The organism is Janthinobacterium pasteuri (assembly GCF_051380775.1).
Lineage (GTDB): Bacteria > Pseudomonadota > Gammaproteobacteria > Burkholderiales > Burkholderiaceae_D > Janthinobacterium.
In genome coordinates this window covers 19,445-46,079 of the sequence record NZ_JBNYXS010000036.1, presented here as the reverse complement: position 1 = coordinate 46,079, position 26,635 = coordinate 19,445, and the positions used below count along the sequence as shown (strand labels likewise).

Genomic DNA, 26,635 nt, shown 5'->3' with positions numbered 1-26,635 from the left:
CTTCGACAGAACCGTTGCGATTGCAGCGGTCAGCGTGGTTTTACCGTGGTCGACGTGGCCGATGGTGCCGACGTTGACGTGCGGCTTGGTCCGTTCGAATTTACCTTTTGCCATTTTATTCTTCCTTAGAACAATGATTTAAATGTAGGGACCGGCATTCTCGTGAAAGCCGGCCCGGAACTTCTATTACTTAGCTTTCGAGCTTACGATCGCTTCAGTCACATGCTTAGGTGCTTCAGCATAGTGCTTGAATTCCATCGTGTAAGTCGCACGACCTTGGGTCGACGAACGCAACGATGTGGCGTAACCGAACATTTCCGACAGAGGTACTTCGGCCTTGATGATCTTGCCGCCACCACCAGCAATTTCATCCATGCCTTGCACCATACCGCGACGCGACGACAGATCGCCCATCACGGTACCGGCGTAGTCTTCCGGCGTTTCCACTTCCACGGCCATCATCGGCTCCAGGATGACTGGCGATGCTTTGCGGCAGCCATCTTTGAATGCCATCGAAGCGGCCATGCGGAATGCATTTTCGTTCGAGTCAACATCATGGTACGAACCGAAGAACAGCGTGACTTTAACGTCAACAACTGGGTAACCAGCCATCACGCCCGAAGTCAGCGTGTCGCGTACACCTTTTTCAACTGCAGGGATGTATTCGCGAGGAACGGTACCGCCCTTGATCGCGTCAACGAATTCGAAGCCCTTGCCCGGTTCTTGCGGTTCGATCTTCAGAACCACGTGACCGTATTGACCACGACCACCCGATTGCTTGACGAATTTGCCTTCCGACTCTTCGCACACTTTACGGATCGTTTCGCGGTAAGCCACTTGTGGCTTGCCGACGGTGGCTTCAACGTTGAATTCGCGCTTCATGCGGTCAACGATGATGTCCAGATGCAACTCGCCCATACCGGCGATGATGGTCTGGCCCGATTCTTCATCGGTACGCACGCGGAACGATGGATCTTCTGCTGCCAGACGGTTCAGCGCCAGGCCCATTTTTTCCTGGTCGGCCTTGGTTTTTGGCTCGACTGCCTGCGAAATCACCGGCTCAGGGAAGACCATGCGCTCCAGAACGACGCTTGCTTTTTCGTCGCAAAGCGTATCGCCAGTGGTGGTGTCTTTCAGACCCACGACGGCGGCGATGTCGCCAGCGCGCATTTCCTTGATTTCTTCGCGCTCATTGGCTTGCATCTGCACGATACGGCCAATACGCTCTTTCTTCTGCTTCACGGAGTTCAGGACCGAATCGCCCGAATTCAATGTGCCCGAATAGCAGCGGATGAAGCACAACTGACCCACGAACGGATCGGTTGCGATCTTGAACGCCAATGCCGAGAACTTCTCATTGTCGTCGGCTGCGCGCTCGACTGGCTGCTCGTCCTCGTCCAGACCTGGGACAGGTGGAATATCGATTGGCGATGGCAGGTACTCGATGACCGCGTCCAACATGGCTTGTACGCCCTTGTTTTTAAAGGCGGTACCGCACAACATTGGAACGATTTCGCTGGCGATGGTACGCTGACGCAGAGCAGCCTTGATCTCGGCTTCCGACAGGTCGCCTTCTTCCAGGTACTTGTTCATCAGTTCTTCGGACGCTTCAGCAGCGGCCTCAACCATGTTTTCGCGCCACTTGGCAGCTTCAGCAGCCAGGTTAGCAGGAATTTCGCCGTATTCAAACTTCATACCCTGCGAAGCGTCATCCCAGATAACCGCTTTCATCTTGACCAGATCGATAACACCGGTGAAGACGTCTTCAGCGCCGATAGGCATCTGAATAGGTACTGGGTTGGCTTTCAGACGCGAACGCATCTGATCGTAGACCTTGAAGAAGTTGGCGCCGGTACGGTCCATCTTGTTCACGAAGGCCAGACGTGGCACTTTGTACTTGTTAGCCTGACGCCATACCGTTTCCGATTGTGGCTGCACGCCGCCGACTGCACAGTAAACCATGCAGGCGCCATCCAGCACGCGCATCGAACGTTCTACTTCAATGGTGAAGTCAACGTGGCCTGGGGTGTCGATGATGTTGATGTGATGCGCTGGGAAGTTGTTTGCCATGCCTTTCCAGAAGCACGTAACAGCAGCCGAGGTAATCGTGATACCGCGCTCTTGCTCTTGCGCCATCCAGTCGGTGGTAGCAGCGCCATCATGGACTTCGCCCAGCTTGTGGTTCACGCCGGTGTAGAACAGAACGCGCTCGGTGGTGGTCGTCTTACCTGCATCGATGTGAGCGGAGATACCGATATTGCGGTAGCGCTCAATGGGGGTCTTGCGGGCCATAATTAATCCTAAATGAATGGACAAAACCGAGCAGCATTTTTTTGCAAAAATGAGCCCGGCCTCGAACAACAGATGCTTGACAGCCGCCTTACGGTAGCTGGCTTTATATTAGAAGCGGAAATGCGAGAACGCTTTGTTCGCTTCAGCCATACGATGGACTTCGTCGCGTTTTTTCATCGCGCCGCCGCGGCTTTCAGCCGCTTCCATCAGCTCACCGCCGAGGCGTTGTGGCATCGATTTTTCGCTGCGCTTGTTAGCAGCTTCACGCAACCAACGCATGGACAGAGCCATACGACGGACTGGGCGAACTTCGACCGGCACCTGGTAGTTTGCACCACCGACGCGACGGGATTTCACCTCAACCAGCGGCTTGGCGTTGTTGATTGCGGTAGCAAAAACTTCGAGCGGATCTTTGCCCGATTTTGCTGCGATGTGCTCGAAAGCACCGTAAATGATGTTTTCTGCAACCGATTTCTTACCGGACAGCATCAGCACGTTTACAAATTTAGCGACATCAGTGTTGCCGAATTTTGGATCTGGCAAAATTTCGCGCTTGGGTACTTCACGACGACGTGGCATATCAATTCCTTTCAATCTTCAGTTGAGCGCGCGTTCTTCGCACACTCGCGGACGACCATCATAGTCTTCCACTTACTCGACCAGATGCGGTCGACTACATTCACTTAGCTAGTTGCCACTGAGCGAAACTTGGGTTTGCTGCGTACAACTTATTACTTCTTGCCTGCTTTAGCGCGCTTGGTACCGTACTTCGAACGCGATTGCTTACGGTCTTTAACGCCTTGGGTATCCAGGGCACCGCGAACCATGTGGTAACGCACACCCGGCAAATCCTTGACGCGGCCGCCGCGCAACAGCACAACACTATGCTCTTGCAGGTTATGGCCTTCACCGCCAATGTACGAAATGACTTCGAAACCATTGGTCAGGCGAACTTTAGCGACTTTACGCAGAGCCGAGTTAGGCTTCTTTGGAGTCGTGGTGTAAACACGTGTGCAGACGCCACGTTTTTGCGGGCTGTTTTCCAGCGCCGGCGATTTGCTCTTCACGGTCAAAGCGACGCGTGGATTGCGAATCAATTGATTGATGGTTGGCATCGTTATAAATCCAACAAAAAACTACGATTAATAACCCGGGCAAGATGCCCGGCGACTAAAACCTCGTCCCGCTTTCATCTACTGCGCACCGGAGGCGCCCGCAGCCACTCGATAAGGAGCGGCCATGAAATGCCAAGTAATGCGTAAACGATGAGCAGAATAAAATCGAGAACTCGCTAGTTTAGACCTTGTGTTACAGGGGGTCAATCAGTTTACCGCTTTTTGCTATAAAAAAAGGCAAAAAAGAGGCTCATTTGTGGCATTTTGACTAATCTTTCGCGGCTATGCGCAGGCAGCGGCATCCGGCGATGATTGATGATTTGGCATTCTTTCTCTGAGGCCAAGCATCGGGGGCGCGCATTCTTGTATGACCGCAACACAACAAAAGGATTGATAATAGCGGACATTTTTCGCTGCCTCCCTTTATGCGCTCCTTGCTTCGCCCCGCCACTCTGTTCCTGCTCCTGACGTATGCTTTGCTGACGGCCGTACCCTTCGTCCCCGCGCTGCTGGGGCGTGCGCTCGACCATCCCTGGCAGATGCTCACGCTCGAGCTGCTGGCCTGGCTGGCCGTCTGGAGCGTGTTCAAGCGCCCCGCGTATTTCCACTGGCTGCTGGTGCCCGCCTTCCTGGCACTGCCGACGGAAATCTACCTGTTCATCTTCTATGGTCAGGGCATTTCCACGCACCACCTGGGCATCATCTTCGAAACCAGCCCTAAGGAAGCGATGGAATTCCTGGGGCAAAAAGTGTGGCTGATGGGCGCCGTCATGCTGGGCGTGATCGCCTGGTGTGCGGTCAGCTGGTTGGCGGCCACGCGCACGCGCGAGCTGGACTGGCGCGGCAAGACGCGCCCGGCCGCCTTCGTGTTGCTGATCCTGCTGGGCGGCTTCTGGTGGTATGGCTACGAATTTGGTTTCGACGCCAAGGTTCTGCACAGCGCTCCAGCATCGGCCAAGGCCAGTCTGCCTGCGGCCAGCGGCAAGGCAGGCGCCTCCGGCTTCGGCGACGCCAGCTCGGCCGACGACGAAACGGCCGAAGACGACGAGGAAAGCAGCAAGCCGGAGAACGCCAGCATCGCCGGCGCCGATGAAACGGGACTGGGCTGGCCCAGCCTGCCCCACTGGGCGCGCCTGCCCTACGCCTTCGACACCGTCAGCAATTCCTGGCCCTTCGGCCTGGCCGCGCGCGGCTTCGATTTCTACAAGGAGCGTCGCTACCTGGCCGAGCTGGGACAGAAAAGCAGCAGCTTCCGTTTCGGCGCGCACCAGCAACAGCCCGATCCCCATCCGGAAGTGGTGGTCATGGTGATCGGCGAATCGTCGCGTTACGACCGCTGGAGCCTGAACGGCTATGAGCGCGACACCAATCCCCTGCTGAAACAGGAAAGCAACCTGCTGCCGCTGGCCGACGTCATCACGGCCGTTTCCGCCACGCGCCTGTCCGTGCCCGTCATCATTTCGCGCAAGCCGGCCACGCAAAGCCTCAAGGATGGCTTCTCGGAAAAATCCTTCCTCACCGCCTACAAGGAAGCGGGCTTCAAGACTTACTGGCTGTCGAACCAGATCTCGTTCGGCCAGTTCGATACGCCTGTCTCCGTGTTTGCCAAGGAAGCGGACGTGGTGCAATTCCTGAACCTGGGCGGCTTTACCAACAATTCGAATTTCGACCAGATCCTGTTCGATCCGTTCAAGAATGCGCTGGCCGACCCGGCACCGAAAAAACTCATCGTGCTGCACACGCTGGGCAGCCACTGGAACTACAGCCAGCGCTATCCGAAATCCTTCGACAAGTGGCAGCCGTCGTTGTTCGGTGTCGACAAACCCGTCTACACGGACACGGCCATCAAGCCGCAGCTGAACAACAGCTACGACAGCTCCATCCTGTACACGGACTGGTTCCTGTCAAACGTGATCGGCATGCTGAAGGATGATGGCCAGCGCACCGCCCTGCGCAGCTCGCTCGTCTACGTGGCCGACCATGGCCAGACCCTGTACGACGGCACCTGCCGCCTGGCCTTCCACGGACATAACACGCAGTTCGAATTCCACGTGCCCGCCTTCGTCTGGTATTCACCGCAATTCCAGCTGCACTATCCGGACAAGGTGACGCAGCTGCAGCGCCATCAAAAAGCGCGCCTGTCGACGGAAAACATGTTCCATACCCTGCTCGACCTGGGCGACATCCGCTTTGCCGGCGAACAGCCCGAATGGAGCATCGCCAGCCCCCGCTTCAAGCAGCACAAGCGCTACGTCGACAGCTACGGCTGGACCAACTACGACAACGCCATCATCCGCGGCGATTGCCGCGAAGTGATCGACAAGAGCACGCCGGAAAAACAGGACAAATAAGAGGCGGCCGTCAGGCTCGCTCCAGCACGCCGCCGCAATCGGCCGGTTGCGCCATGTGCGTGCTGAGCCAGTCGAAGACGCGCCCGGCCTTGTCCGCGATGCCAGCGTCAAAACCCCGCTGCGCCAGCAGGGCGATGCCATTCGTGGCCTGCAGCACGCCGGGCGCCAGCAGCAGCGCGCCGGCGTCATCGCGGCGCACGCACCACGGCGCCAGGCAGTCTTCCAGCAGCGGTCCCAGCACCAGGTTGTGCGACGAGACGATCACCAGGTGGCGCGCGGCCAGCGTATGCAGCACGGCGGCGGCCGCCGCCACCGATTCGAGGTGGTTCGTGCCGCGGAAGATTTCATCGATCAGGAACAAAGCCGGCGCGCCCTCCTCGGCCAGCGCCAGCAATTCACGCGCGCGCCGCAGCTCGGCGATGTACAGGCTCTCGCCGCCATCGAGCGAATCTTCATTCTGCATGCTTGCATGCACGGCCAGGCGCGGCACATCAGCGCTGTGCGCATGACAAAAGCCAAAGGCCCGCGCGCAGACCAGGTTCAAGCCTATGCAACGCAGCAAGGTGCTCTTGCCGATACCGTTCTGGCCGGAGATGAACCCCCCCTTGCCCTGCACGCTGAACGACAGCGGCGCGGCGTTCTCCAGCAAGGGATGCAGCATGCCCTGCAAGGCCAGCGCGCGCGGCGCCGCGGTGCCCGCCCAGCAAAACACGGGCGCCGCACGCAGGTGCCGCGCCAGTGCCAGGTCCGCTTCCAGCTGGGCCACCTGGGTACAGCTGTCACGCAAAAAGGGCAGCTGCTGCGCCACCAACTGGCGCGTGCGGAAGTAGCGCTTGACGTTTTTCAGCAGGAGCCAGTCGCCATACTCGACCAGCAGCGTATCGACGAACGGCACGTAATGCAGCAGCGAGCGCTCGATGGTGCGCGTCAGCTTGGCCGCCTGCGCGCCGCCGGCAGCCAATGGCAAGGCTGCCGGCACATCGAGCCGCGCCAGCGCGGCACGGGTTTTCAGCAGGTAGCGCAAGGTATCGAGCGACCGTTCCCATAGCTTGGCGCTTTCGTAAAAACGCACCTGCACAGTCATCAGCGCGACACAGGCGGCCAGTACGCCAAACAGCGCTGGCCACCCCACCAGCCAGGCGGCGGCGATGGCCAGCAACAAGGCCAGCGGCACCAGCCATAGCCAGGCACTCCAGCATGGCGCCGCTGCCTGCGCCGCACCGAACAGGGTCTCGCTCACTTCCGTATCGGCCTGACGCAAGGGCAGGCAGGCGCGCTGCAGGCTGGCCGCCTGGGCCGGATCGTCCAGCAATCGCCGGACGCGCGCAATCGAGGCAGGATCGGCCTGACCACCGCTCAGGCGCCGGTGCAGCTCCTGCTGGCCGAAGATACTGGTCTCACGCGCCAGCTGCGCCGCATACTGGTCGAGCAGCAGCTCGTTCCAGGTCTGGCTATCGAGCGATGGCGCCTCGCCCGTCAACCGCTGCAGCATCGCCACGTCGCTGCGCGCAAAAGGATAATCGAGCGCCGGCGCAAAGGCGCGGGCAGGGAAAAGTTGCTGGAGGAATGGATGCATGGCGCCTGGGGAGGGGGCAAAAAAGGAGTCGCCACAGCAGATGCAGGCGATTGCCAATTTATCAAGTGCAACCTGCGCGGACGGACATGCTGGACAGCGCGGACATGGCGGACAGCCGGACGCCTGTATTTTTCCCCATTAAAATCAATGACTTAATAATTGGCACGGATCGTGCATTGTAAAAATCATCGTTCACGAGACCTGACCATGATCCGCGATACTTCTTCCCAAGACGCCGTACTGTCCGCCCCGCCGGGCCAGCGCCACAAGCAACGCGCCCTGCTGCTGGCCGGTGCCGTCATCGTCATCGCTGCCGCCATCGCTGTCGTTGCCGGCTGGCGCAACAGCGAGCATTCCGTCAACAGCAGCCGCCTGCGCATCGCCGACGTCACGCGCGGCACCCTGATCCGCGACGCTGCCGTCACTGGCCGCGTGGTCGCCTCGATCAGCCCCACCCTGTATTCGACCACGGTGGCCACCGTCACGCTGAAAGCAAAGGCGGGTGACACGGTAAAAAAAGGCGACATCCTGGCCGTGCTGGAATCGCCGGACCTGTCCGACGCCCTCAAGCGCGAACAATCGAGCGTGCAGCAGCTGGAGGCGGAAGTGGCGCGCCAGCAGATCCTGGCCAAGAAGCAGAAACTGCTGGCACGGCGTGAAGCCGATACGGCCGAAATCGAGCGCCTGTCCGCACAGCGCACGCTCGAGCGCTATGAGAGCGTGGCACAGGTGGGCATCATCGCCAAGATCGATTACCAGAAGGCCAAGGATGCCTTGAATTCGGCCGATATCCGCAGCAAGCACGCCTCGCAGGCGGCGGGCCTGGAGAGCGAAGATGTGACCCTGGCCCTGAAAACGAAAAGCAATGAACTCGAACGCCAGCGCCTGGTGCGTGACAACGCCCAGCGCAGGGTCGATGAACTGACCGTGCGCGCCCCCGTCAATGGCTTTATCGGCACCCTGTCGGTGGCCAACCGCAGCGTGGTGCAAGCCAATACGGCCCTGATGACCCTGGTCGACCTGTCGCAGCTGGAAGTCGAGCTCGAGGTGCCTGAAACCTACGTCGCCGACATGGGCCTGGGCATGCGCGCAGAGATCGAAACAGGCGTCATCAGGGCGACCGGCAAGTTGTCGGCGCTGTCGCCGGAAGTGGTGAAAAACCAGGTGCTGGCGCGCGTACGTTTCGATGGCGTGCAGCCGGCCGGCCTGCGCCAGAACCAGCGCGTGGCGGCGCGCCTGCTGATCGATGAAAAGCCGAATGTGCTGATGCTGGCGCGCGGCTCCTTCGTCGAAGCCGAAGGTGGCCGTTTCGCCTACGTCGTGCGCGACGGCGTGGCCATCCGCACGCCGATCAAACTGGGCGCGACCAGCGTCTCGGCCGTGGAAATCCTCGACGGCTTGAAACTGGGCGACAAGGTGGTGGTCGCCGGTACGGAAAACTTCGCGAACGCTGCCCGCGTCTCGCTCAACTGAATCTCATTCATCTCACTCCCACAAGAGGCCCCTCCATGCTGCGCATGCAAAACCTGAGTAAAGTCTACCGCACCCACATGATCGAAACCCACGCGCTGCGCGGCTTCGACATCCATGTGCAACAAGGTGAATTCGTCACCGTCACAGGGCCGTCCGGCTCGGGCAAGACAAGCTTCCTGAACATCGCCGGCCTGCTCGAGGAATTCACCGATGGTGAATACATACTCGACGGCGTCAACGTCAGGGGCATGGACGACAATGCCCGTTCGCGCCTGCGCAATGAAAAACTCGGCTTCATCTTTCAGGGTTTTAATCTGATTCCCGACCTGTCGCTGTTCGACAACGTCGACGTACCGCTGCGCTACCGGGGCTTCAACCGCGCCGAACGCAAGGAGCGCATCGAGGACGCGCTGGCCAAGGTCGGCCTGGCGTCGCGCATGAAGCACTATCCGGCCGAATTGTCGGGCGGCCAGCAACAGCGCGTGGCGATCGCGCGCGCGCTGGCCGGTTCGCCAAAACTGCTGCTGGCCGATGAACCGACGGGCAACCTGGACACGCAAATGGCGCGCGGCGTGATGGAACTGCTGGAAGAAATCAATGCGCAAGGCACCACCATCCTGATGGTCACGCACGATCCGGAACTGGCGCTGCGCAGCCAGCGCAATGTGCACATCATCGACGGCCAGGTGTCGGACCTGGTGCAACACAGCGCCACGCTGTCGGCCAGGCCGCAGCACCCCGTGACCGCGTAAGGAGAGAACATGTTCCGCTACTATTTCACGCTGGGCCTGCGCAGCCTGCGCCGCAACCGCGCCCTGACCGCATTGATGATACTGACCCTGGCCGTCGGCGTGGCCGCCAGCGTGGCCACCGTCACCATCCTGCACGCCATGTCCGGCGATCCGCTGCCGCACAAGAGCGACCGCATGTTCGTGCCGATAATCGACATCCTGCCCTTCAAAGGCTACGTCCCCGGCGAAGAACCCGGTTTCTCGCAAGCCCAGATAAGCTATATCGATGCACGCAATTTCATGGCCAGCAAGATGGGCGTGCGCCGCACCGTCATGTACGGCGTGGCCGGTCCGGTCGAGCCTGCGCGCAAGGATATCGGGTCCTTCAACTCCCAGGGCCTGGCGCCCACGCGCGATTTTTTCAGCATGTTCGACGCCCCTTTCCTGTACGGCCAGCCGTGGAGCGAAGCCGATGATGCCAGCGGCGCCGACGTGATCGTCCTGAGCCGCGCACTGGCCGAAAAACTGGTGGGCACCAGCAACCCCGTCGGCCAGCGCGTCACGGTGCTGGGCCGGCCCTACATGGTGACAGGCGTGCTGGCAACCTGGGACGTGGTGCCACGCCCGCACCGCATCATCGGCAGCAAGGGTGCCTTTGGCGCGGAAGACGAATTCTTCATCCCGTTTGCCAGCGCGATTCGCCACGAGACGGAGCACGACGGCGGCATGAGCTGCAATAATGAGCAGAACGTCCCCCCCGGCTTCCAGGGCCGGCTCGTTTCCGGCTGCACCTGGCTGCAGTTCTGGTTCGAAATGGCCAGCAGCGGCGAGCGCGGCCAGTTGCAGCAATATCTGGATGCTTATGCGGGCGAGCAGCGCAAGCTGGGGCGCATGAAGCGCAACGCGCCGAACCGGCTGTACGACCTGAACGAATGGATGAGCTATTTGCATGTGGTCGACAACGACAACAAGCTGGCAGCCTGGCTGGCCTTCGGCTTTCTGTTGCTGTGCCTGGTCAACACCATCGGCCTGCTGCTGGCGAAGTTTTCCGTGCGCGCCAGCGAAGTGGGCATACGCCGCGCGCTGGGCGCCACGCGGCGCGACATCTTTCGCCAGTTCCTGATCGAGACGGGCGTCATCGGCCTGGCCGGCGGCGTACTGGGCCTGCTGCTGGCGTTTGGTGCACTGGCCGTGGTCAGCCAGCAGTCGAAGGAACTGGGCACCGTGGCGCACATGGATGTCCCGATGCTGCTGCTGACGTTTGCCATGTCGGTGCTGGCGGCCGTACTCGCTGGCCTCCTGCCCACCTGGCGCGCCTGCCAGGTGACGCCGGCAATCCAGCTCAAGTCCCAATGACATCCACTTATACACTATGAGGTCCAGCATGGAAATCCGTCCCATCCTGTCGGCGCTGATGCGCAGCAAAACCGGCGCCATCCTGGTGGCCGTGCAGATCGCGATCAGCCTGGCCATCCTGGCCAATGCCCTGCATATCGTCAACCTGCGCCAGGCAGTGGCCACGCGGCCCACCGGCGTGGCCGCTGAAAACGACATTTTTTATGTCAATATCCAGAACATGGATCGCGGCAGCCACCAGCGCCAGCTGTCCGAGCAGAAGCGCCAGGCAGCCCTGCTGCGCGCCTTGCCGGGCGTACTGTCAGTGGCGCAAACCTCGCAGGCAGTGCTGTCACGCTCCGGCAACTCCACCAGCGTGGCGGCCAAGCGCAATCAGGTCACACCCAGCGCCGACATATCGACTTACTACACGCCCGACTCGCTGGTCAAAACCTACGGCTTGCAATTGGTGGAGGGGCGCGACTTCCGACCCGACGAAGTGCCAGAGATCGACGAAGATGTCGACGACAGCTATCCCAAGGTGGCCATCGTGACGCGCGCGGCGGCGCAAAAAATCTGGCCCAACGAAACCAGCTTCGTCGGCAAGACGCTGTACAAGGGCACCGGTGCCGATGATCCTGAACTGCAGGTGGTTGGCGTGGTCGAGCGGCTGCAGACGCAGGTCGCCCAGGTGAAGGCCGAAGGCGAATACTCCATGCTCATGCCGGTGCGCCTGACGGGCGGGCGCGATTCGCTGCTGTATGCGGTGCGCGCCGAACCGGGCCAGCGCGACCGCCTGATCAAAGAGGCGGAACAGGCCATCCGCACTTCCACCAGCGACCGCCTGCTGGTGCGCATCGACACCCTGGAAAAGCACCGCCAGTTGCGTTACCGGGCCGACCGTGGCCTGTCATGGATGCTGATCGCCGTATCGACCCTGCTGCTGCTGGTCACCGCCAGCGGCATCGTCGGCATTGCCAGCCTGTGGGTGACGCAGCGCAGGAAGCAGATCGGCGTGCGGCGCGCGCTGGGTGCCCGCCGCATCGACATCCTGCGCTATTTCCTGACGGAGAATCTCATGATCACCAGCGTCGGCGTGGCGTGCGGCGTGCTGCTGGCGTTGGGCTTGAATCAGCTGCTGGTAAGCCAGCTGGAAATGGCGCGCCTGCCACCCGGCTATCTGCTGGCCGGCGCGCTGGTGTTCTGGCTGCTGGGCGTGGGCGCGGTGTACGGCCCGGCATGGCGCGCCGCCAGCATTTCGCCGGCCACTGCCACCCGCAGTACCTGAGCCGGCACCTGAGTGATATGCTGCGCGCATGCCTACCGTACTGATTATTGACGACAATGCCGCCGTGGCGATCGCGCTGGACGTGCTGTTCTCCCTGCACGAGATCGACGCCGTGCGCGCCGCCTCGCCCGAGGAAGGCCTGCGTCTGCTCGAGCGCCACGCCATCGACCTGGTGGTGCAGGACATGAACTTCACGACCGACACCACCTCGGGCGAGGAAGGCAGCGCGCTATTCCACGCCATCCGCGCGCGCTACCCGGACCTGCCCGTGATCCTGCTAACGGCATGGACCCAGCTCGACGCGGCCGTCGACCTGATCAAGTCCGGCGCGGCCGACTACCTGGCCAAGCCCTGGGATGACCGGCGCCTGATCGCTTCCGTGCAGAACCTGCTGGAACTGGGACAGGCCAACCGCGCGCTGCGTCAGCGCGTGGTGGCCGAGCAGCGCCAGCGCCACGCCCTGGAGCACGACTTCGATCTGCGCGGCATGGTATGGCAAGATCCAGCCACCGAACGAGTGGTGCACCTGGCATGCCAGGTGGCGCGCGCCGACGTGCCCGTGCTCATTTCGGGGCCGAACGGCAGCGGCAAGGAGCGCATCGCCGCCATCGTGCAAGCCAATTCGCAGGTCGCCAGCGGCCCCTTCGTCGTGCTCAATTGCGGCGCCGTGCCGGTGGAACTGATCGAGGCGGAACTGTTCGGCGCCGAGGCGGGCGCCTACACCGGCATCACCCGCGCACGCGATGGCAAGTTCGACGCGGCCGACGGCGGCACGCTGTTCCTCGATGAAATCGGCAACCTGCCGCTGGCCGGGCAAATGAAACTGCTGCGCGTACTGGAAACGGGACGCTTCGAGCGCCTCGGCTCGAACCGCGAGCGGCAAGTGAAAGTGCGCGTCATCAGCGCCAGCAACGCCGACCTGCCGGCGATGATCAAGGCGGGCACGTTTCGCGAAGACCTGTTCTACCGCTTGAACGTGATCGAACTGCGCCTGCCGCCGCTGGCCCAGCGCCCGCTCGATATCCTGGCACTGGCGCGGCATTTCCTGGGCAGCGAAAAAACGCTGGATGCGCAGGCGCAGGCCACCCTGCTGGCCCACGGCTGGCCGGGCAATGTGCGCGAACTGAAAAACGTCATGCAGCGCGCCAGCCTGCTGACGGCAGGACCGGTAATCCACGCGCAGGAAACGGGCTTGCCACTGGCGGCACTACCATCGCTGCGTGCACCGCAGGATGCCGCCGTGACGGAGCCGGACCGCGACAGCGTCGCCGCCGCCCTGGCGCGCGCACACGGCGTGGTGGCGCAGGCGGCGCAAGAACTGGGGCTGTCACGCCAGGCGCTGTACCGGCGCATGGAACGCCTGGGCATCGCGCGCAGCTGATGGCATACCGTCCCATGCGCCTCTCCCTGCTTACGCGCTGGACGGCGCTAATCGTCACCTTGCTGGTGCTGGGCATCGTCATCGCCCTGCTGCTCGCGCATTTTTTGCCAGGCCAGCCGCTGCTGGTGCTGGCTGGTACCCTGCTGTGCGTGCTGCCGGTGGCCATCATTACCATCCGCGCGCAGCTGCAAGCGATGCTGTCGCTGTTTCGCGCCTTGAGCGGCACGGTTGCCAGCTACCAGGACGGCGACTTCGGTTTCAGCTTGCGCTGGCCGCAGAACGATGAACTGGCCGACCTGGTGGCGGCCCACAATGCGCTGGGCGACGTGCTGCGCAAGCAGCGCCTGGACCTGGTGCAGCGCGAACTGCTGCTCGACACCATGGTGCAAAACACGCCGGTGGCAATGCTGCTGGTGGCCGAAGGCAGCGCCATCGTGTACGCCAACCTGGCCGCGCGCCAGTTGCTGCACCACGGCCGCCGGCTCGAAGGGCGCCACCTGGCAGACATCGTGCGCGAGGCGGCACCGGCCTTGGCCGAGGCGCTGGCGCGCCGCAACGACGGCCTGTTTACCAGCGGCGAAGGAGAACAGGAAGAGGTGTATCACCTGGCGCGGCGCAGCTTCAGCCTGAACGGGCGCAAGCACGAATTGCTGCTGTTGCGCCAGCTGACCCTGGAATTGCGGCGCCAGGAGGTGCAAACCTGGAAAAAAGTCATCCGCGTCATCAGCCATGAGCTCAACAACTCACTGGCGCCACTGGCTTCGCTGGCCCATTCCGGCGCCGAGCTGGTGCGCCGCGGCCAGACCGAACGCCTGCCGCAAATCCTCGCCACCATCGAGGAGCGCACACGTCACCTGGAAACCTTTATCCTCGGCTATGCGCGCTTTGCCAAGCTGCCCGCACCGCGCCTGGCGCCGTGCGAGTGGCAACCCTTCCTCGACAGCCTGGCCTCGCAAGCGGCCTTCACGCTCGACGGCACGCCGCCCGCGCAGGCGGCCGTGTTCGATGCGGCGCAAATGCAGCAAGCGCTGCTCAACCTGCTCAAGAATGCGCTGGAATCGGGCTCGCGGGAAGAGCATATCGGCCTGCAGGTCAGCCAGGCGCATGGGCAGCTGCGCATCGAAGTGCGCGACCGCGGGCCGGGCATGAGCGGCGCCGTGCTGGAAAACGCGCTGGTGCCGTTTTACTCCACCAAGCGCAGCGGCACGGGACTCGGCCTGGCCCTGGCGCGCGAAATTGCCGAAGCCCATGGCGGGCGCATCACCCTCGCCAACCGCGAAGGCGGCGGCCTGGCGGTGACATTGATTCTTCCATTGCAGGACAGAAATTAGTTCCTCGTGTAACGATATTTAAATCACACCATTCGCAATTATTTCACGGTGCAATATTGATAATTAGAGTTCTTAATTCAGCAACCATTCACGACGCATGCCCGTATGTTAGAAATAAGCTATTTAAGTTTGCATAATGATATAAAAATATCTGATTGACAATAAATTGTCTTGGCGATAATTTATCAACGCGGTACGGTTTTTTTGAAACATCAATCGTTATTTCGCGGGGATAAATATGAAACTGAAATCACTCATCGCAGCAACGGTCCTGGGCGCGGCGTCCATCGGCAGCGCCTGTGCGGCGGCGTACACCATAGACCTGAACAATACAGGCACCAATGTATGGACGGCAAGCTACGGCGCCACTCCCGTCGTAGGTGACTTTTCCGATACATTCACGTTCAGTCCCTCAGCGACTGCCGGTTCGTTCGTGCAAACCTTTCTTGCGAACATCTCCGATACCGGAACTGACAATAAGGCGGTCACGTTCAGCTCCGTCTCGCTGAACAGCATTGCCCTGACAGAAGTCAGCAGCAGCACGCCTTTCGGCGTCTTCCATGGCGCGCTCCTTGCTCCGACCGAGATTTTGATCGGCGCGCCCCTGGTTCTCACGGTCATGGGCAATTCCAAAGGTGGCAGTTATGGCGGCGACTTCAACCTGACCCTGGCCCCGGTTCCCGAGCCGGAAACGTATGGCATGCTGCTGGCCGGCCTCGGCGTACTGGGCTTCCTGGCACGACGCCGCAAGCAAACTTGAGCTCCCCTCCCAAAAGACGCTGCAGCGTCTTTTTTTCTGCCGGCTGCTAAACTGCTGCCATGATGACCGACTTTATCTCCACCAGCCATACCGCTTTCAGCCACCCGGGCCATCCGCCGGCCACCACCACCGAACACCGCGGCATCCGCTACCTGCACCTGGGTACCAAGTGGGTGCAGGGCGCCATGCGCCTGGACAAACCCGACGCCATCGAGCTCGAATACGTGCAGATGATGATGATGTGGATGCTGTTCAAGACGCAACCCAAACGCATCGTACAGCTGGGACTGGGTAGCGCTGCGCTGACCAAATTCAGCTACCGCCGCTTCCCCGACGCCTTGGTCACGGCCATCGAACTCAATCCGAATGTGATCGCCATCTGCGGCACCCAGTTTGCGCTGCCGCCGAACGACGCGCGCCTTGCTGTACGCGAAATGAATGCGCTCGACTTCGTGCTCGATCCTGCCAACCATGGTACGGTCGACGCGCTGCAAGTGGACCTGTACGACGAAGAGGCGCGCGGCCCCGTGCTCGACACGCCCGAGTTCTACCAGGCTTGCCACGACTGCCTGGCAGACGATGGCATCATGTGCACGAATGTCTTCGGCGACTTTCCCAACTACGACAAGAATTTGCAGGCGATGGAACTGGTCTTCGACGCCGTCGTCTGGGTGCCGGAAATGGAAGATGAAAACATCGTCGTGCTGGCCTTCAAGAAATCGCCATCGCTCGACTTCAGCGACTTGTACGAACGCGCCGCCACCATCAAGAAGCAGTTCAACCTGCCCGCCAAGAACTGGGTCAACGGCTTGAAGCAGTGGATGCAGGACCAGCAGTAAGATAGCTGCATCACTCCGGCAGCAGCGCGCCCAGACGGCGCGCCAGGCCATCCATGTTCTCGGCCGCCACCTGCGCATAACCGAGAAGGAAACCGTTCCAGCCGGCGCCTTCGGCCATTCTGTCGCCCGTGCCATGCGCGGACAGCGCCAGCGCTACGATGCCCTCCTGCGCGGCGCGGCGGCTCAGCGCCAGATCATCCCATGCCGTGTCGTGGAAACGCAGCGCCAGGTGCATGCCGGCCGTGCCGCCATGGATGCCAGCGCCCGCGCACGCATGGCGCTGCAATGCCTCGCTCAAGGCGTCGCGCCGCTGGCGGTACAGGCGCCGCATGCGCCGCACATGGCGCGCAAACAGGCCGCTGCGCAGGAACTCGGCCAGCGCCAGCTGTTCGGCCACGCGCCCCCGTGCGGCGCCCTGCGCCTGCATCTGCGCAAAGGCCCCGGCCAGCGTCGCCGGCACGACGATGAAGGCGATGCGCAAGGCGGGAAACATGGTCTTGCTGAAGGTGCCCAGATACACGACGGGCGCGTCGGCCACCAGTCCCTGCATGGCCGCCAGGGGCGGGCCGCCATGGCAAAATTCGCTGTCATAATCGTCTTCGATGATCAGGGCTCCGGCGGCGCGGGCACGTTCGATCAGCGCCATGCGGCGCGCGGGACTGAGCACGCTGCCGGTCGGATACTGGTGCGAGGGCGTGGTGTAGATCAGGCGCGGCGGCGCGGCGTTCCAGTCGTCGTCCGTCGGTGCGATACCATCGATGTCCACCGCTATGCCCGTGACCTGCAAGCCGGCGCCCCGGCCCGCCGCCAGCGCGCCGCCATAGCCGGGATGCTCAATCCACAGCGTGTCGCCCTGGTCGGCAAAGGCGCGCAGGCACACATCGAGGCTGCTTTGCGTGCCATCCGTGATGAACACCTGGCCCGCATCGCAGACGACGCCACGCGCGGCGCGCAAATGGTCGGCGATGGCCATGCGCAGCTGCGGCTCGCCGGCAGGATCGCCGTAATTGAGCTGGCGCGGCGTCAGCGCGCGCCACGCGCGGTCCAGCATGCGCCGCCACTGCGCCAGCGGAAATTCATCGAGCGCCGGCACGCCAGGCGCGAACGCGCCCATGGCGTCGGCGGGAAACACCACCGCCGCATTCACATCCTGTCCCGCCACGCCGCGCAAATGCCGGGCACGGCGCGACAGGCCATTATTGCTGCTGGCCGGCGGCGCCGACACCGGCACGCCGGCGCTGCCAGCGACCACGGTGCCGCGCCGGTCCGGTAAAACAAAACCTTCGCTGGCCAATTGCTCGTAGGCGTACAACACGGTATTGCGCGCCAGTCCCAGTTCGGCCGCCAGCACGCGCGTGGCGGCCAGCCGCGTGCCCGGAGCCAGCTGGCCGCTGCGGATCGCCGCGCGCAGGCATTCATGCAGCAGGCGCTGGCGCGGCCAGCCCCGCTCGCGGTGCGTGCGCTCGAACGCGCCCAGCAGCAAAACAAAATCCATGCGCCTCCTTGTGGCTCTAAATTATTTGTCAGTTCTGGATCTTTTTTCAGGGCCAGATGCCGATTATAGTGCGGCCTGCTTCTTCAACCAACCGGACTTCCACCATGACCGCTACCGCCCTGCCCCCCAGTTCCCGTACCCGCGTACGCCGCGTCGCCGAACTGGCCAGCTACGAGCAAGCCACCCTGTATGCCATCCTCGACGCCGCCTTCCTGTGCCATATCGCCTTCCGCGACGACAAGGGCAGCCATTGCATCCCGACCGCCTGCTGGCGTATCGACGACTACCTGTACATCCATGGCTCGAACGGCAGCCGTATGCTCAAGCAACTCGTCAACGATACCGACGTGTGCGTGACCATCACCCATCTCGACGGCCTGGTGCTGGCACGCTCGGCCTTCAATCACACCATGAACTACCGCTCGGCGATGGTGTATGGGCGGTTTGAAAAAGTCAGCGATCTCGGCAAGCAGCATGCGGCCATGGATGCGCTGATGGAAAAGCTGGCGCCGGGACGCCTGGCACAAGTGCGCGGCGGCAGCGCCAAGGAATATGCAGCCACCACCGTGCTGCGCATCGCGCTCGACGAATGCGCCGTCAAGCAGCGCAATGGGGGCCCGCTCGACGATGCGGCCGACATGGCGCATGCCGTCTGGACGGGTGAACTGCCGTTTATGCACGGTCGCGGCGCGGCCATCGCCGATGCGCTCAACACCAGCGACATGCCCGCGTATGCCGCCGCATGGGGTACGGAATCCGCTTGACCGGCCAGCGTGCTTGCCCGATGATCGGCGTTGATGGCGATAGCCACCAATCGACCCACTCATGAATGGAGCAGATGATGATGAAGCGAGTATCCCTGGCCGCGGCCTTGACGGTCATGCTGGCCTGTGGCGGCAGCGGTACGGCACTGGCCGCCGATGCGGGCGACGCTGCCCTGAAGGCGGCCATCGCCGGCAGTGCGCGCACGCCGGCCAACGCGCTACGCGACAACGCCCGCCACCCGTATGAAACCCTGACGTTCTTCGGCATCAAGCCAACCATGACAGTGGTGGAACTGGCGCCTGGCGGCGGCTGGTACACGGAGATCCTGGCGCCCTACCTGCGCGACAACGGCAAGCTGATCGCCGCCGGCAACGATCCGCAATCCGCCAGCGAAGGCGCACGCCGCGGCGCGGCGCGCTTCCAGCAAAAACTCGACGCCAATCCGGCCGCTTTCGGCAAGGTGGAACTCGGCGCCTTCGCGCCGCCCACCACCTACCGCATCGCCCCCAAGGGCACAGCCGACATGGTGCTCACCTTCCGCAATATCCACAACTGGATACCCATCGGCGACGAAGGCATGAAAACCCTGTTCAAGGAAGTGTATGACAGCCTGAAACCGGGCGGCGTATTCGGCGTCGTCGAGCATCGCCTGCCTGCCAGCAAGGCGCAAGATGCCACGGCCAGCAGCGGCTACATGCACGAAGCGTATGTGATCAAGCTGGCCGAAGGCGCAGGGTTCAAACTGGCGGCCAAGTCCGACATCAACGCCAATCCGAAAGACACGGCGGACCACCAGGGCGGCGTCTGGGCGCTGCCACCCACCTACGCCAACAAGGACGTGGAGCGCGACAAGTACACGGCCATCGGCGAGAGCGACCGCATGACCCTGAAGTTCGTCAAGCCATAATGTGAAAAAAGCCACCTCACGGTGGCCTTCGGCTTCCTGCTTTACTTCCTGCGTTACTTCTTGCCTTCCTTCGGCTTCACCGGCACCAGGCTCAAATCCTGGAAGTCATAGCTGAAATCCGTCTCGGCCGACACGGGCGCCATTTTCACGCGGTCGATGCTGCCATCGGGATTGAGCGAGAATGTCACGTAAGCGTCGGCGTTGAAGTTACGCTCTTTCCAGCGCACGATGAAGGTGTCGTGCTGCCAGTGTTCCAGCTCGCCCGTCAGGTCCGGCGTACGCGTAAAGCTGAGGATATGCTTCCTGCCCTCGGGCTTGATCACGACCTTGCCATACCAGGCATCCTCATACTCGCCGTCATACGCCGCCAGCGGCAGCGATGGCTGCGATTTCGCCGCGCGCGCGCTCGACGCCTTGCCCTGTTTTTTGACTTCTTCGGCATGCTGGTCCTGCTCCACCTTGGCCACCAGTGCGAGCCAGTCCGACGGCGCCGCCTGCAGATAATGGTCGAGGATGCGCCATTGCAGCGCCGTCATGGAACCGCCATTTTCCGCATTGGTGAGAATGGCCACGCCCAGTTTCGCTTCCGGCACCATCACCACGCGCGAATAAAATCCCTGTAGCGCGCCGCCGTGCATGGCCACTTTCATGCCCTTGTAGTCGCGCAGCTGGAAGCCCAGGCCATACGCGCTGAAGTTCGGTTTCGTCGCGGCCAGCGCCGGCTTCGGCTCGGCAATCTTGATCGGCGTTTGCGCCGTCCACATTTCGCGGCCCTGCTTTTCGCTGAACAGGCGCGCGTCCTTGCCATCCTTGTCCTTCACGCCAGCGATCTTGCCTTCGTCGAGCAGCAGCATCATCCATTTGGCGATATCTTCCGCGTTCGTGTTGATGCCGACGGCGCCCACGGCGTTCGGCACCGGCATCGATTTGACGGCGGCGATCTTGCCGTCGATCTTGCTGTGCGCATTGGCGACGTCGGGATTACCAACGTTCTCGGCCAGGCTGGTGGTGGTGCCCGTCATGCCCAGCGGCGCCAGGATGCGTTCGTGCATGGCCTCGCCCCAGCTCTTGCCCGCCTTGTCGGCGATGATCTTGCCGGCGACGATATACAGCAGGTTATCGTAGGCATAGCTGTTGCGAAAACTCGTGGCCGGGCGGATGTAGCGCAGCTTCTCGATGATCTCGTCGGTGCTGAACGTGGTGGTGGGCCACCACAGCAAGTCGCCGGCGCCCAGGCCCAGGCCACTGCGGTGCGTCAGCAAATCGCGGATGGTCATGGCGCCCGTCACGTAGGAATCGTGCATCTGGAAGCCGGGCAAGTGCTTGGTGACGGGATCGTCCCAGGCCAGCTTGCCCTCATCGACCAGCATGGCCAGCGCGGCGGCCGTGAAGCCTTTCGAGTTCGATGCCACTTCGAACAGGGTCTTGGCATCGACGGCCGCCGGCTCGCCCAGCTTGCGTACGCCAAAGCCCTTGGCGGTGATGACCTTGCCATCCTTGACGATGGCGATCGCCATGCCCGGCACGTCGAAAACCTTCAGGGCAGTAGCGACGTCGCGCTCAAGATCGAAGGCGGGCGCGGGCGCCGGTGCAGCGGCAACGGCTGGTGTTGCATCGGCGGCCATCGCCGGCATGGTGACGCTGGAAAACGCCAGCACGATGGCGGTGGCGAGACGGTTCATGGAATGCATGGTCAGGATGTCCAAAGAAGGTTCAATGCGCTTGCGCGGCCATCAATTTGTCGACGCTTTCCTGCGTCACCGGGTGGTAGCGTTCACGCGCCTGCGCATACACGTCCTTGGCCCAGGCATGGCCTTGCGGGGTCTTCATCAAGGCGCTGTACAGGGGCACGACGAACTTCTGGCGGCCCACGCTCATCAGGAATGCCTGCAGCGGCGGCTGCACGTCGTAGCCGGCGTTCACGGCAGCAAGGTAGAAACGGTATGCGACTTCATTGTTGCCGCTCTTGCCCACGCCATACACCTGGTCCAGCTCACGCAGTTGCGCCGCACTGGCCTTGTTGTTGATGTCGTTCAGGAAGTGCATGGATTCGATGGCGATCCAATGATCCATACCCAGGTCCTTGGTGGCCAGCTCACCCTTGAGCCAGGCGTCGCGGTGCTGGTCCAGCAGCGCCAGACGCGGCGAGACGACGCGTTGCGCGCTGGCAGGCACGCCCGTGCCATACAGCCATTCATCGAGTTCCGCTTCAGGCATGACGTCCGGATGCTGCGCCAGCAGGTTCTTGCGCAGGTAAGCGATGAACTGCTCCGTCGTCACGCTCTGGAACGCGTGCTGGTCGAACCAGCCGCGCAGGAATGGATCGAACACGGCACGGCCGGCACGGCGCTCCATGGTCGCCAGGAACCAGGCACCTTTCGGGTAGATGATGCCATCGTCCGTGTACGTTTCAGCGGGATTGGCATCCGCATCGCGCGTGATCAGCGCCGTTTTCGCCGCCGGTAACTGCTTGATCGACGCTGCCAGTTCTTCCTGGTCGACCTGCACGCCCATTTGCGCCACGTCGCTGCCATACAGCTGCTCGACGATGCGCGTGGTGACGTAGGTGGTAAAGCCTTCGTTGAGCCACATATGCTTCCACGAGGCGTTGGTGACCAGGTTGCCTGACCATGAGTGGGCCAGCTCATGCGCGATCAGGTCGACCAGGCTGCGGTCACCCGCGATCATGGTCGGCGTGAGGAAGGTCAGGCGCGGATTTTCCATGCCACCGTAGGGGAACGATGGCGGCAGCACGATCATGTCGTAGCGTCCCCATCCATACGGGCCATACAGCGCCTCGGCTGCCTGAATCATCTTTTCCGTGTCGGCCAGCTCGTATTCGGCGGCCTTGATGCGCGGCGGTTCGGCATACACGGCCGAACGGGGACCGAGCTTGCGCACTTCCAGTTCGCCGATGGCAATGGCCAGCAGGTACGAGGGAATCGGCTGCGGCATCCTGAATTTCCAGCCGCCCTTGCCCGTCGCCTTTTCGTCATTCTCGGCGCTCATCACGACGCGCATGCCGCTTGGGGCATCGATGCGCGCGCTGTAGGTAAAGCGCACGGCTGGCGTATCCTGCGACGGCACCCATGAGCGGGCGTTGATGCTTTGCGACTGGCTGAACATGAAGGGCAGCTTGCCCGACATGGTCTGCTGCGGCGTGAGCCACTGCAGCGCGATGGCGTTTGGCGCCGTGTGATAGTAGACGCGCACTTTGCCCGGCTGCCCCGTGGTGGTGATGCGCAGCGCCTGGCCCTTTTCCGGGTCGGCCTTGTCCAGCTGATACGGCGCCATCTGCCATGCGCCGCGCTTGTCCTGCACCTGCACTTTCGCGATCGACAAATCGCGCGTATCGAGCACCAGGGTGCGCGCCGCCGGGTCGATCCAGTTCAGTGACAGCTCGGCATAGCCGGAGAGCGTCTTTTGCTTGAAATCGGCTTTCAGGTCCAGCTGCAGGTCGCGCGTGCGCACCTGGTCGTAGCGCGCGTAGCTGAGGGGGTCGGCGTGCGCAGCAAGGGTTACCTGGCAAAGTAGCGCACAGCCCAGGGCGCGCAGGAAGGTCAAAGTTTGCATGGTCGTCTTTTGAATGATTTGCGAAAGCCCCGGTCCGTGTGCGCCGAGGCGTCGCGCAGAATAGCACTTCCGGCGCAGGCCGGCAGAAAAAAAAGCGCCGGACTGGCCGGCGCTGTTTCACTGTTTCATCTCGGCCTTGGCCTCGGGCGCCTTCAGCGGCGTATTAAAGTCCTTCATCAGGTTATTCTTGTCGCGGTCCAGCTTGAACAACTCCAGGCGCGATGCAGTGATTTTTCGCGGCCAGGCGTTGTTGCTGGTGTCGATATCGGCCGTCTCCCAGTACGGATCCTGCACCAGGCCCACCATCGGTTCGTCGGTGACGATCACTTTGCTGATCTTGTGCGGCGAGTAGCGCCACACTTCGGCCGGCACGCGCTCGATGATCTTCTTGCCGCTTTTCAGTTCGATTTCCAGGATCAGCGGCATCACCAGACCACCGATATTCGAAAAGTCGACCAGGTACAGATGCTTGCCCAGGTTGTGCTGTTCAAGCAGTTTCCGCTCCCACGGCTCCAGCGACTCCTGCTCCTCCGCATAGCTGTTACGGTCCTTGTTGGTGACGGTGAATTCATCGTGCCGGTTATAGAAATCCTTCAGTGCGGGGTCCAGGTCGACCTTCTTTGGCAGCGCCTTGTTGCGCTGGTCCGAGATCGAGATGGGCTGCGCGGCCTTCTGCGCCTTCTTCCACGCCTTTTCCGTTTCCGGATTTTTCGTGCTCACGCCATATTCGCTGATGCCGTCGATACTGATGTCGACCGCATCGGTGGTATAAAACCAGCCGCGCCAGAACCAGTCCAGGTCGGTGCCGGAAGCGTCTTCCATGGTGCGAAAGAAATCGGCCGGCGTGGGCCGCTTGAACTTCCAGCGCAAGGCGTATTGCTTGAAGGCGAAGTCGAACAGTTCACGCCCAAGTATCGTCTCGCGCAGGATGTTGAGCGCCGTGGCCGGCTTGTCGTAGGCATTCGCCGTGAACTGCAGCAAGGACTCGGAATTGGTCATGATGGGCACCTGGTTCTGGCTGCGCATGTAGTCGACGATCTTGCGCGGCTCGCCATTCCAGGAGGGGAAATGCTCTTCCCACGCCTGCTCGGCCAGGTACTGCAGGAAGGAATTGAGGCCCTCGTCCATCCACGTCCACTGGCGCTCGTCCGAGTTGACGATCATGGGGAAATAATTGTGGCCCACTTCATGGATGATCACGCCGATCAGGTCATACTTCGTCGTCTTCGAATACGTGAGCTCGCCCGTCTTCTTGTCCTTCACGGGACGTCCGCCATTGAACGAGATCATCGGATATTCCATGCCGCCCACGGCGCCATTGACAGAAATCGCGTTAGGATACGGATAGTCGAAACTGTACTTGTTGTACTGCTCGATGGCGTGCACGACGGCGCGCGTGCTGTACTGCTGCCACAGCGGATTACCCTCGTTCGGATAGTAAGACATGGCCATCACGCGCTTGCCGCCGCTGTCGAGTCCCTGCGCATCCCAGATGAACTTGCGGCTCGAGGCCCACGCCACGTCGCGCACATTGGCCGCCTTGAAGTGCCAGGTTTTCATCCCCGCCGCCCGGCCCTTTTCCGCCGCCAGCGCCTCGGCTGGCGTAATCACCAGCAGCGGCGTATTGCTGTTTTTCGCCCGCGCCAGGCGTTCGCGCTGCGCCGCGCTCAACACGCTGGCAGGATTTTGCAGCTCGCCCGTGGCAGCCACCACGTGATCGGCCGGCACCGTCAGATACAGCTCGTAGTCGCCAAACTCCAGGGTAAATTCACCGGAGCCGAGGAACTGCTTGTGCTGCCAGCCGGCGGCATCGTAATACGCGGCCATGCGCGGAAACCACTGTGCGATCTGGAAAATCGTGTTCTTGTCGTCTTCAAAATATTCATAGCCGGAGCGCTCGATCAGCACCTTCTGGTCATTGATTTGATACGACCAGTCGATGCCAAAGCTGATGCTCTGGCCGGGCGCCAGCGCCACGGGCAAATCGATGCGCAGCATGGTCTGGTTGACCACATACGGCAAGGGCTTGCCGCTGGCCGCCTTCACGGCGGTGAGCTTGAAGCCGCCGTCAAACTCGCGCCCCGCGTGGATGGCGCGCAAGTCCTCGAATTTCAGCGCTTCCTCTTCAGTGCCGCTGAGCCAGGCCTGGCGCGACGGTGCGCTCAGCACGCGGCGCTGGTCGGCATCCTGGCGCAAGCCATTCTGGTCCAGCTGCAGCCACAGATACGCGAGGCTGTCGGGTGAGCGATTGTGATAGGTGATCTGTTCACTGGCCGTGATTTCGCGGCGTGCTTCGTCCAGGGTGGCGCGGATCACGTAGTCGGCGCGCTGCTGCCAATAGGCGTGGCCCGGCGCACCGGACGCGGTGCGGTAGGCGTTGGGCGTGGGCAGCAATTCTGCGAGCTGGCGGAACTTGTCGTCGAAGGGCGCGGCGGCGCACAGGCCGGGCAAAGGGGCAAGCAAGATCAAACACAAGGCAAGCAAGCGGACAAGGACCGGCATGGCGCATTCCATCTGGAAGTCGTGGACAGACTGCATTCTAAGTCGAGTCTGTTTGCAAATCGCTCATTGTTGTGGAAGTCCCACACACAAGGCCACGCCCCGCCCAGGCGGCACTGGCGCCGACGCAGGCATTGGCGTATGATGCGCCTCGAACATTGGGGAGTAGTCGTCCTGCGGTCCTGCCGCAGGAACCTGTATCAACATAATTGGCCCGCAGGCCATGGTGCAGGTGGTTGCAGAACTTGACGAGACCATTGATCCAGGGCGGCCGCATGGGCCGGAGTCGCCCGTGGATCATTGGTTAATTCGTCCGGCCCGCGTACCTCTTGCAATCTCATGGAAGCATTCCTCATCTCCACCGGCATCGTCGGTCTCGCTGAAATCGGCGACAAAACCCAACTCCTGGCCTTTTTGCTGGCTGCCAGATTCCGCAAACCCTTGCCCATCGTGCTGGCCATTTTCGTCGCCACCATCGCCAACCACGCATTTGCCGCCGCCGTCGGCGCCTGGATTACCAGCATGCTGGGACCTGACGTGCTGCGCTGGGTACTGGGCGTGTCATTCCTGGCGATGGCCGCCTGGACCCTGATCCCCGACAAGCTCGATGAAGACGAGACGAAGCTGGCCAAGTACGGCGTCTTCCTGACCACCCTGATCGCCTTCTTCATGGCCGAAATGGGCGACAAGACACAAGTGGCGACCGTGGCGCTGGCAGCGCGCTACCACGACATTGTCTCCGTCGTACTGGGCACCACCTTCGGCATGATGCTGGCCAACGTGCCGGCTGTGTACCTCGGTGACAAGATCGCCAACCGCGTGTCGCTGCGCCTGGTGCACGGCATCGCAGCACTGGTCTTTGCCGTGCTGGGCGTGGCAACCCTGCTGGGCGCGGGCGCAGCCCTGGGTTTCTGACGCATCACA

The 26,635-nt window shown here is 62.0% G+C and carries 21 protein-coding genes and 1 riboswitch; of the genes, 12 read left to right on the top strand and 9 right to left on the bottom strand.

The genetic code is table 11. The annotated features are described in order from the left end of the window. The 4 genes from ACQ4WN_RS24710 to rpsL form a co-directional block, all read right to left on the bottom strand. A partial coding sequence (locus tag ACQ4WN_RS24710; RefSeq protein ID WP_204317187.1) for a GTP-binding protein occupies positions 1 to 114 on the bottom strand: 114 nt, incomplete at its 3' end. A 72-nt stretch (positions 115 to 186) separates the two neighbouring features. Further along, a complete protein-coding gene (fusA, locus tag ACQ4WN_RS24705) occupies positions 187 to 2,292 on the bottom strand; it encodes an elongation factor G (RefSeq protein WP_101483577.1) in 2,106 nt (701 codons plus the stop codon). 108 nt (positions 2,293 to 2,400) lie between these two features. Then, positions 2,401 to 2,871: a 30S ribosomal protein S7 gene (gene rpsG / locus ACQ4WN_RS24700; RefSeq protein ID WP_010394377.1), complete on the bottom strand. Its 471-nt coding sequence runs from the start codon at positions 2,869 to 2,871 to the stop codon at positions 2,401 to 2,403. 152 nt (positions 2,872 to 3,023) lie between these two features. Continuing rightward, positions 3,024 to 3,407 carry a 30S ribosomal protein S12 gene (gene rpsL / locus ACQ4WN_RS24695; protein ID WP_010394376.1) on the bottom strand — a complete coding sequence of 128 codons (384 nt, stop codon included), beginning with the start codon at positions 3,405 to 3,407 and terminating at the stop codon, positions 3,024 to 3,026. A 425-nt stretch (positions 3,408 to 3,832) separates the two neighbouring features. Between rpsL and ACQ4WN_RS24690 the strand changes: the two genes are divergently transcribed. Next, positions 3,833 to 5,758 carry a phosphoethanolamine transferase gene (locus ACQ4WN_RS24690; RefSeq protein WP_436553895.1) on the top strand — a complete coding sequence of 642 codons (1,926 nt, stop codon included), beginning with the start codon at positions 3,833 to 3,835 and terminating at the stop codon, positions 5,756 to 5,758. Positions 5,759 to 5,768: 10 nt separating this feature from the next. Here ACQ4WN_RS24690 and ACQ4WN_RS24685 read toward each other — a convergent pair whose 3' ends face one another. Further along, positions 5,769 to 7,334 carry a MutS-related protein gene (locus ACQ4WN_RS24685; RefSeq protein ID WP_436553894.1) on the bottom strand — a complete coding sequence of 522 codons (1,566 nt, stop codon included), beginning with the start codon at positions 7,332 to 7,334 and terminating at the stop codon, positions 5,769 to 5,771. Positions 7,335 to 7,541: 207 nt separating this feature from the next. On the opposite strand from ACQ4WN_RS24685, the gene ACQ4WN_RS24680 reads away from it, so the two are divergent. The 8 genes from ACQ4WN_RS24680 to ACQ4WN_RS24645 all read left to right on the top strand — a co-directional run bounded on the left by ACQ4WN_RS24680 (position 7,542) and on the right by ACQ4WN_RS24645 (position 16,472). Beyond that, the gene (locus ACQ4WN_RS24680) at positions 7,542 to 8,807 is read left to right on the top strand and encodes an efflux RND transporter periplasmic adaptor subunit (RefSeq protein ID WP_436553893.1); all 1,266 of its coding nucleotides are present in this window, start codon (positions 7,542 to 7,544) and stop codon (positions 8,805 to 8,807) included. Positions 8,808 to 8,842: 35 nt separating this feature from the next. Continuing rightward, positions 8,843 to 9,559 (top strand): ABC transporter ATP-binding protein, encoded by a 717-nt coding sequence (locus ACQ4WN_RS24675; RefSeq protein WP_436553892.1) that lies wholly within the window; start codon positions 8,843 to 8,845, stop codon positions 9,557 to 9,559. 9 nt (positions 9,560 to 9,568) lie between these two features. After that, positions 9,569 to 10,894 (top strand): ABC transporter permease, encoded by a 1,326-nt coding sequence (locus ACQ4WN_RS24670; RefSeq protein WP_436553891.1) that lies wholly within the window; start codon positions 9,569 to 9,571, stop codon positions 10,892 to 10,894. 28 nt (positions 10,895 to 10,922) lie between these two features. After that, positions 10,923 to 12,161 carry an ABC transporter permease gene (locus ACQ4WN_RS24665; RefSeq protein WP_436553890.1) on the top strand — a complete coding sequence of 413 codons (1,239 nt, stop codon included), beginning with the start codon at positions 10,923 to 10,925 and terminating at the stop codon, positions 12,159 to 12,161. Between the two features lie 28 nt (positions 12,162 to 12,189). Continuing rightward, positions 12,190 to 13,542 carry a sigma-54-dependent transcriptional regulator gene (locus ACQ4WN_RS24660; protein WP_436553889.1) on the top strand — a complete coding sequence of 451 codons (1,353 nt, stop codon included), beginning with the start codon at positions 12,190 to 12,192 and terminating at the stop codon, positions 13,540 to 13,542. Then, positions 13,542 to 14,873 (top strand): sensor histidine kinase, encoded by a 1,332-nt coding sequence (locus tag ACQ4WN_RS24655; protein WP_436553888.1) that lies wholly within the window; start codon positions 13,542 to 13,544, stop codon positions 14,871 to 14,873. Before ACQ4WN_RS24660 ends, ACQ4WN_RS24655 begins: the two co-directional genes overlap by 1 nt. Before the next feature lie 238 nt (positions 14,874 to 15,111). Continuing rightward, positions 15,112 to 15,633, top strand: coding sequence for an FxDxF family PEP-CTERM protein (locus tag ACQ4WN_RS24650; protein WP_436553887.1), 522 nt, complete (start codon positions 15,112 to 15,114; stop codon positions 15,631 to 15,633). 59 nt (positions 15,634 to 15,692) lie between these two features. Then, positions 15,693 to 16,472 carry a spermine/spermidine synthase domain-containing protein gene (locus tag ACQ4WN_RS24645; RefSeq protein WP_436553886.1) on the top strand — a complete coding sequence of 260 codons (780 nt, stop codon included), beginning with the start codon at positions 15,693 to 15,695 and terminating at the stop codon, positions 16,470 to 16,472. A 10-nt stretch (positions 16,473 to 16,482) separates the two neighbouring features. On the opposite strand, the gene pdxR is transcribed toward ACQ4WN_RS24645, so the two are convergent. Beyond that, positions 16,483 to 17,967: a MocR-like pyridoxine biosynthesis transcription factor PdxR gene (pdxR, locus tag ACQ4WN_RS24640; protein ID WP_436553885.1), complete on the bottom strand. Its 1,485-nt coding sequence runs from the start codon at positions 17,965 to 17,967 to the stop codon at positions 16,483 to 16,485. A 104-nt stretch (positions 17,968 to 18,071) separates the two neighbouring features. Here pdxR and ACQ4WN_RS24635 point away from each other — a divergent pair, with 104 nt between their 5' ends. Further along, complete coding sequence (locus ACQ4WN_RS24635) at positions 18,072 to 18,731, top strand: pyridoxamine 5'-phosphate oxidase family protein (RefSeq protein ID WP_436553884.1); 660 nt, start codon at positions 18,072 to 18,074, stop codon at positions 18,729 to 18,731. Positions 18,732 to 18,808: 77 nt separating this feature from the next. After that, the gene (locus ACQ4WN_RS24630; RefSeq protein ID WP_436553896.1) at positions 18,809 to 19,639 is read left to right on the top strand and encodes a class I SAM-dependent methyltransferase; all 831 of its coding nucleotides are present in this window, start codon (positions 18,809 to 18,811) and stop codon (positions 19,637 to 19,639) included. A 53-nt stretch (positions 19,640 to 19,692) separates the two neighbouring features. Here ACQ4WN_RS24630 and ACQ4WN_RS24625 read toward each other — a convergent pair whose 3' ends face one another. The 3 genes from ACQ4WN_RS24625 to ACQ4WN_RS24615 form a co-directional block, all read right to left on the bottom strand. Then, positions 19,693 to 21,330, bottom strand: a complete 1,638-nt coding sequence (locus ACQ4WN_RS24625; protein WP_436553883.1) for a serine hydrolase — start codon at positions 21,328 to 21,330, stop codon at positions 19,693 to 19,695. A 22-nt stretch (positions 21,331 to 21,352) separates the two neighbouring features. Continuing rightward, entirely contained in the window at positions 21,353 to 23,212 is a 1,860-nt protein-coding gene (locus tag ACQ4WN_RS24620; RefSeq protein ID WP_436553882.1) for a M1 family metallopeptidase, read from the bottom strand. A gap of 117 nt (positions 23,213 to 23,329) precedes the next feature. Next, the gene (locus ACQ4WN_RS24615; RefSeq protein ID WP_436553881.1) at positions 23,330 to 25,714 is read right to left on the bottom strand and encodes a M1 family aminopeptidase; all 2,385 of its coding nucleotides are present in this window, start codon (positions 25,712 to 25,714) and stop codon (positions 23,330 to 23,332) included. 145 nt (positions 25,715 to 25,859) lie between these two features. Then, a riboswitch (yybP-ykoY riboswitch) is annotated at positions 25,860 to 26,029 on the top strand. A gap of 21 nt (positions 26,030 to 26,050) precedes the next feature. On the opposite strand from ACQ4WN_RS24615, the gene ACQ4WN_RS24610 reads away from it, so the two are divergent. Then, entirely contained in the window at positions 26,051 to 26,626 is a 576-nt protein-coding gene (locus ACQ4WN_RS24610; protein WP_436553880.1) for a TMEM165/GDT1 family protein, read from the top strand. Positions 26,627 to 26,635 lie beyond the last annotated feature (9 nt).

Bases quoted from the DNA above. Each gene is read 5' to 3' on its own strand.
- ACQ4WN_RS24645 (WP_436553886.1), top strand. From the start codon at position 15,693: ATGATGACCGACTTTATCTCCACCAGCCATACCGCTTTCAGCCACCCG.
- ACQ4WN_RS24650 (WP_436553887.1), top strand. From the start codon at position 15,112: ATGAAACTGAAATCACTCATCGCAGCAACGGTCCTGGGCGCGGCGTCC.
- ACQ4WN_RS24675 (WP_436553892.1), top strand. From the start codon at position 8,843: ATGCTGCGCATGCAAAACCTGAGTAAAGTCTACCGCACCCACATGATC.
- ACQ4WN_RS24615 (WP_436553881.1), bottom strand. From the start codon at position 25,714: ATGCCGGTCCTTGTCCGCTTGCTTGCCTTGTGTTTGATCTTGCTTGCC.
- ACQ4WN_RS24660 (WP_436553889.1), top strand. From the start codon at position 12,190: ATGCCTACCGTACTGATTATTGACGACAATGCCGCCGTGGCGATCGCG.
- ACQ4WN_RS24690 (WP_436553895.1), top strand. From the start codon at position 3,833: ATGCGCTCCTTGCTTCGCCCCGCCACTCTGTTCCTGCTCCTGACGTAT.
- ACQ4WN_RS24610 (WP_436553880.1), top strand. From the start codon at position 26,051: ATGGAAGCATTCCTCATCTCCACCGGCATCGTCGGTCTCGCTGAAATC.
- ACQ4WN_RS24680 (WP_436553893.1), top strand. From the start codon at position 7,542: ATGATCCGCGATACTTCTTCCCAAGACGCCGTACTGTCCGCCCCGCCG.
- ACQ4WN_RS24655 (WP_436553888.1), top strand. From the start codon at position 13,542: ATGGCATACCGTCCCATGCGCCTCTCCCTGCTTACGCGCTGGACGGCG.
- ACQ4WN_RS24670 (WP_436553891.1), top strand. From the start codon at position 9,569: ATGTTCCGCTACTATTTCACGCTGGGCCTGCGCAGCCTGCGCCGCAAC.
- pdxR (WP_436553885.1), bottom strand. From the start codon at position 17,967: ATGGATTTTGTTTTGCTGCTGGGCGCGTTCGAGCGCACGCACCGCGAG.
- fusA (WP_101483577.1), bottom strand. From the start codon at position 2,292: ATGGCCCGCAAGACCCCCATTGAGCGCTACCGCAATATCGGTATCTCC.
- ACQ4WN_RS24630 (WP_436553896.1), top strand. From the start codon at position 18,809: ATGATGAAGCGAGTATCCCTGGCCGCGGCCTTGACGGTCATGCTGGCC.
- ACQ4WN_RS24635 (WP_436553884.1), top strand. From the start codon at position 18,072: ATGACCGCTACCGCCCTGCCCCCCAGTTCCCGTACCCGCGTACGCCGC.
- rpsL (WP_010394376.1), bottom strand. From the start codon at position 3,407: ATGCCAACCATCAATCAATTGATTCGCAATCCACGCGTCGCTTTGACC.
- ACQ4WN_RS24625 (WP_436553883.1), bottom strand. From the start codon at position 21,330: ATGCATTCCATGAACCGTCTCGCCACCGCCATCGTGCTGGCGTTTTCC.
- ACQ4WN_RS24685 (WP_436553894.1), bottom strand. From the start codon at position 7,334: ATGCATCCATTCCTCCAGCAACTTTTCCCTGCCCGCGCCTTTGCGCCG.
- ACQ4WN_RS24620 (WP_436553882.1), bottom strand. From the start codon at position 23,212: ATGCAAACTTTGACCTTCCTGCGCGCCCTGGGCTGTGCGCTACTTTGC.
- rpsG (WP_010394377.1), bottom strand. From the start codon at position 2,871: ATGCCACGTCGTCGTGAAGTACCCAAGCGCGAAATTTTGCCAGATCCA.
- ACQ4WN_RS24665 (WP_436553890.1), top strand. From the start codon at position 10,923: ATGGAAATCCGTCCCATCCTGTCGGCGCTGATGCGCAGCAAAACCGGC.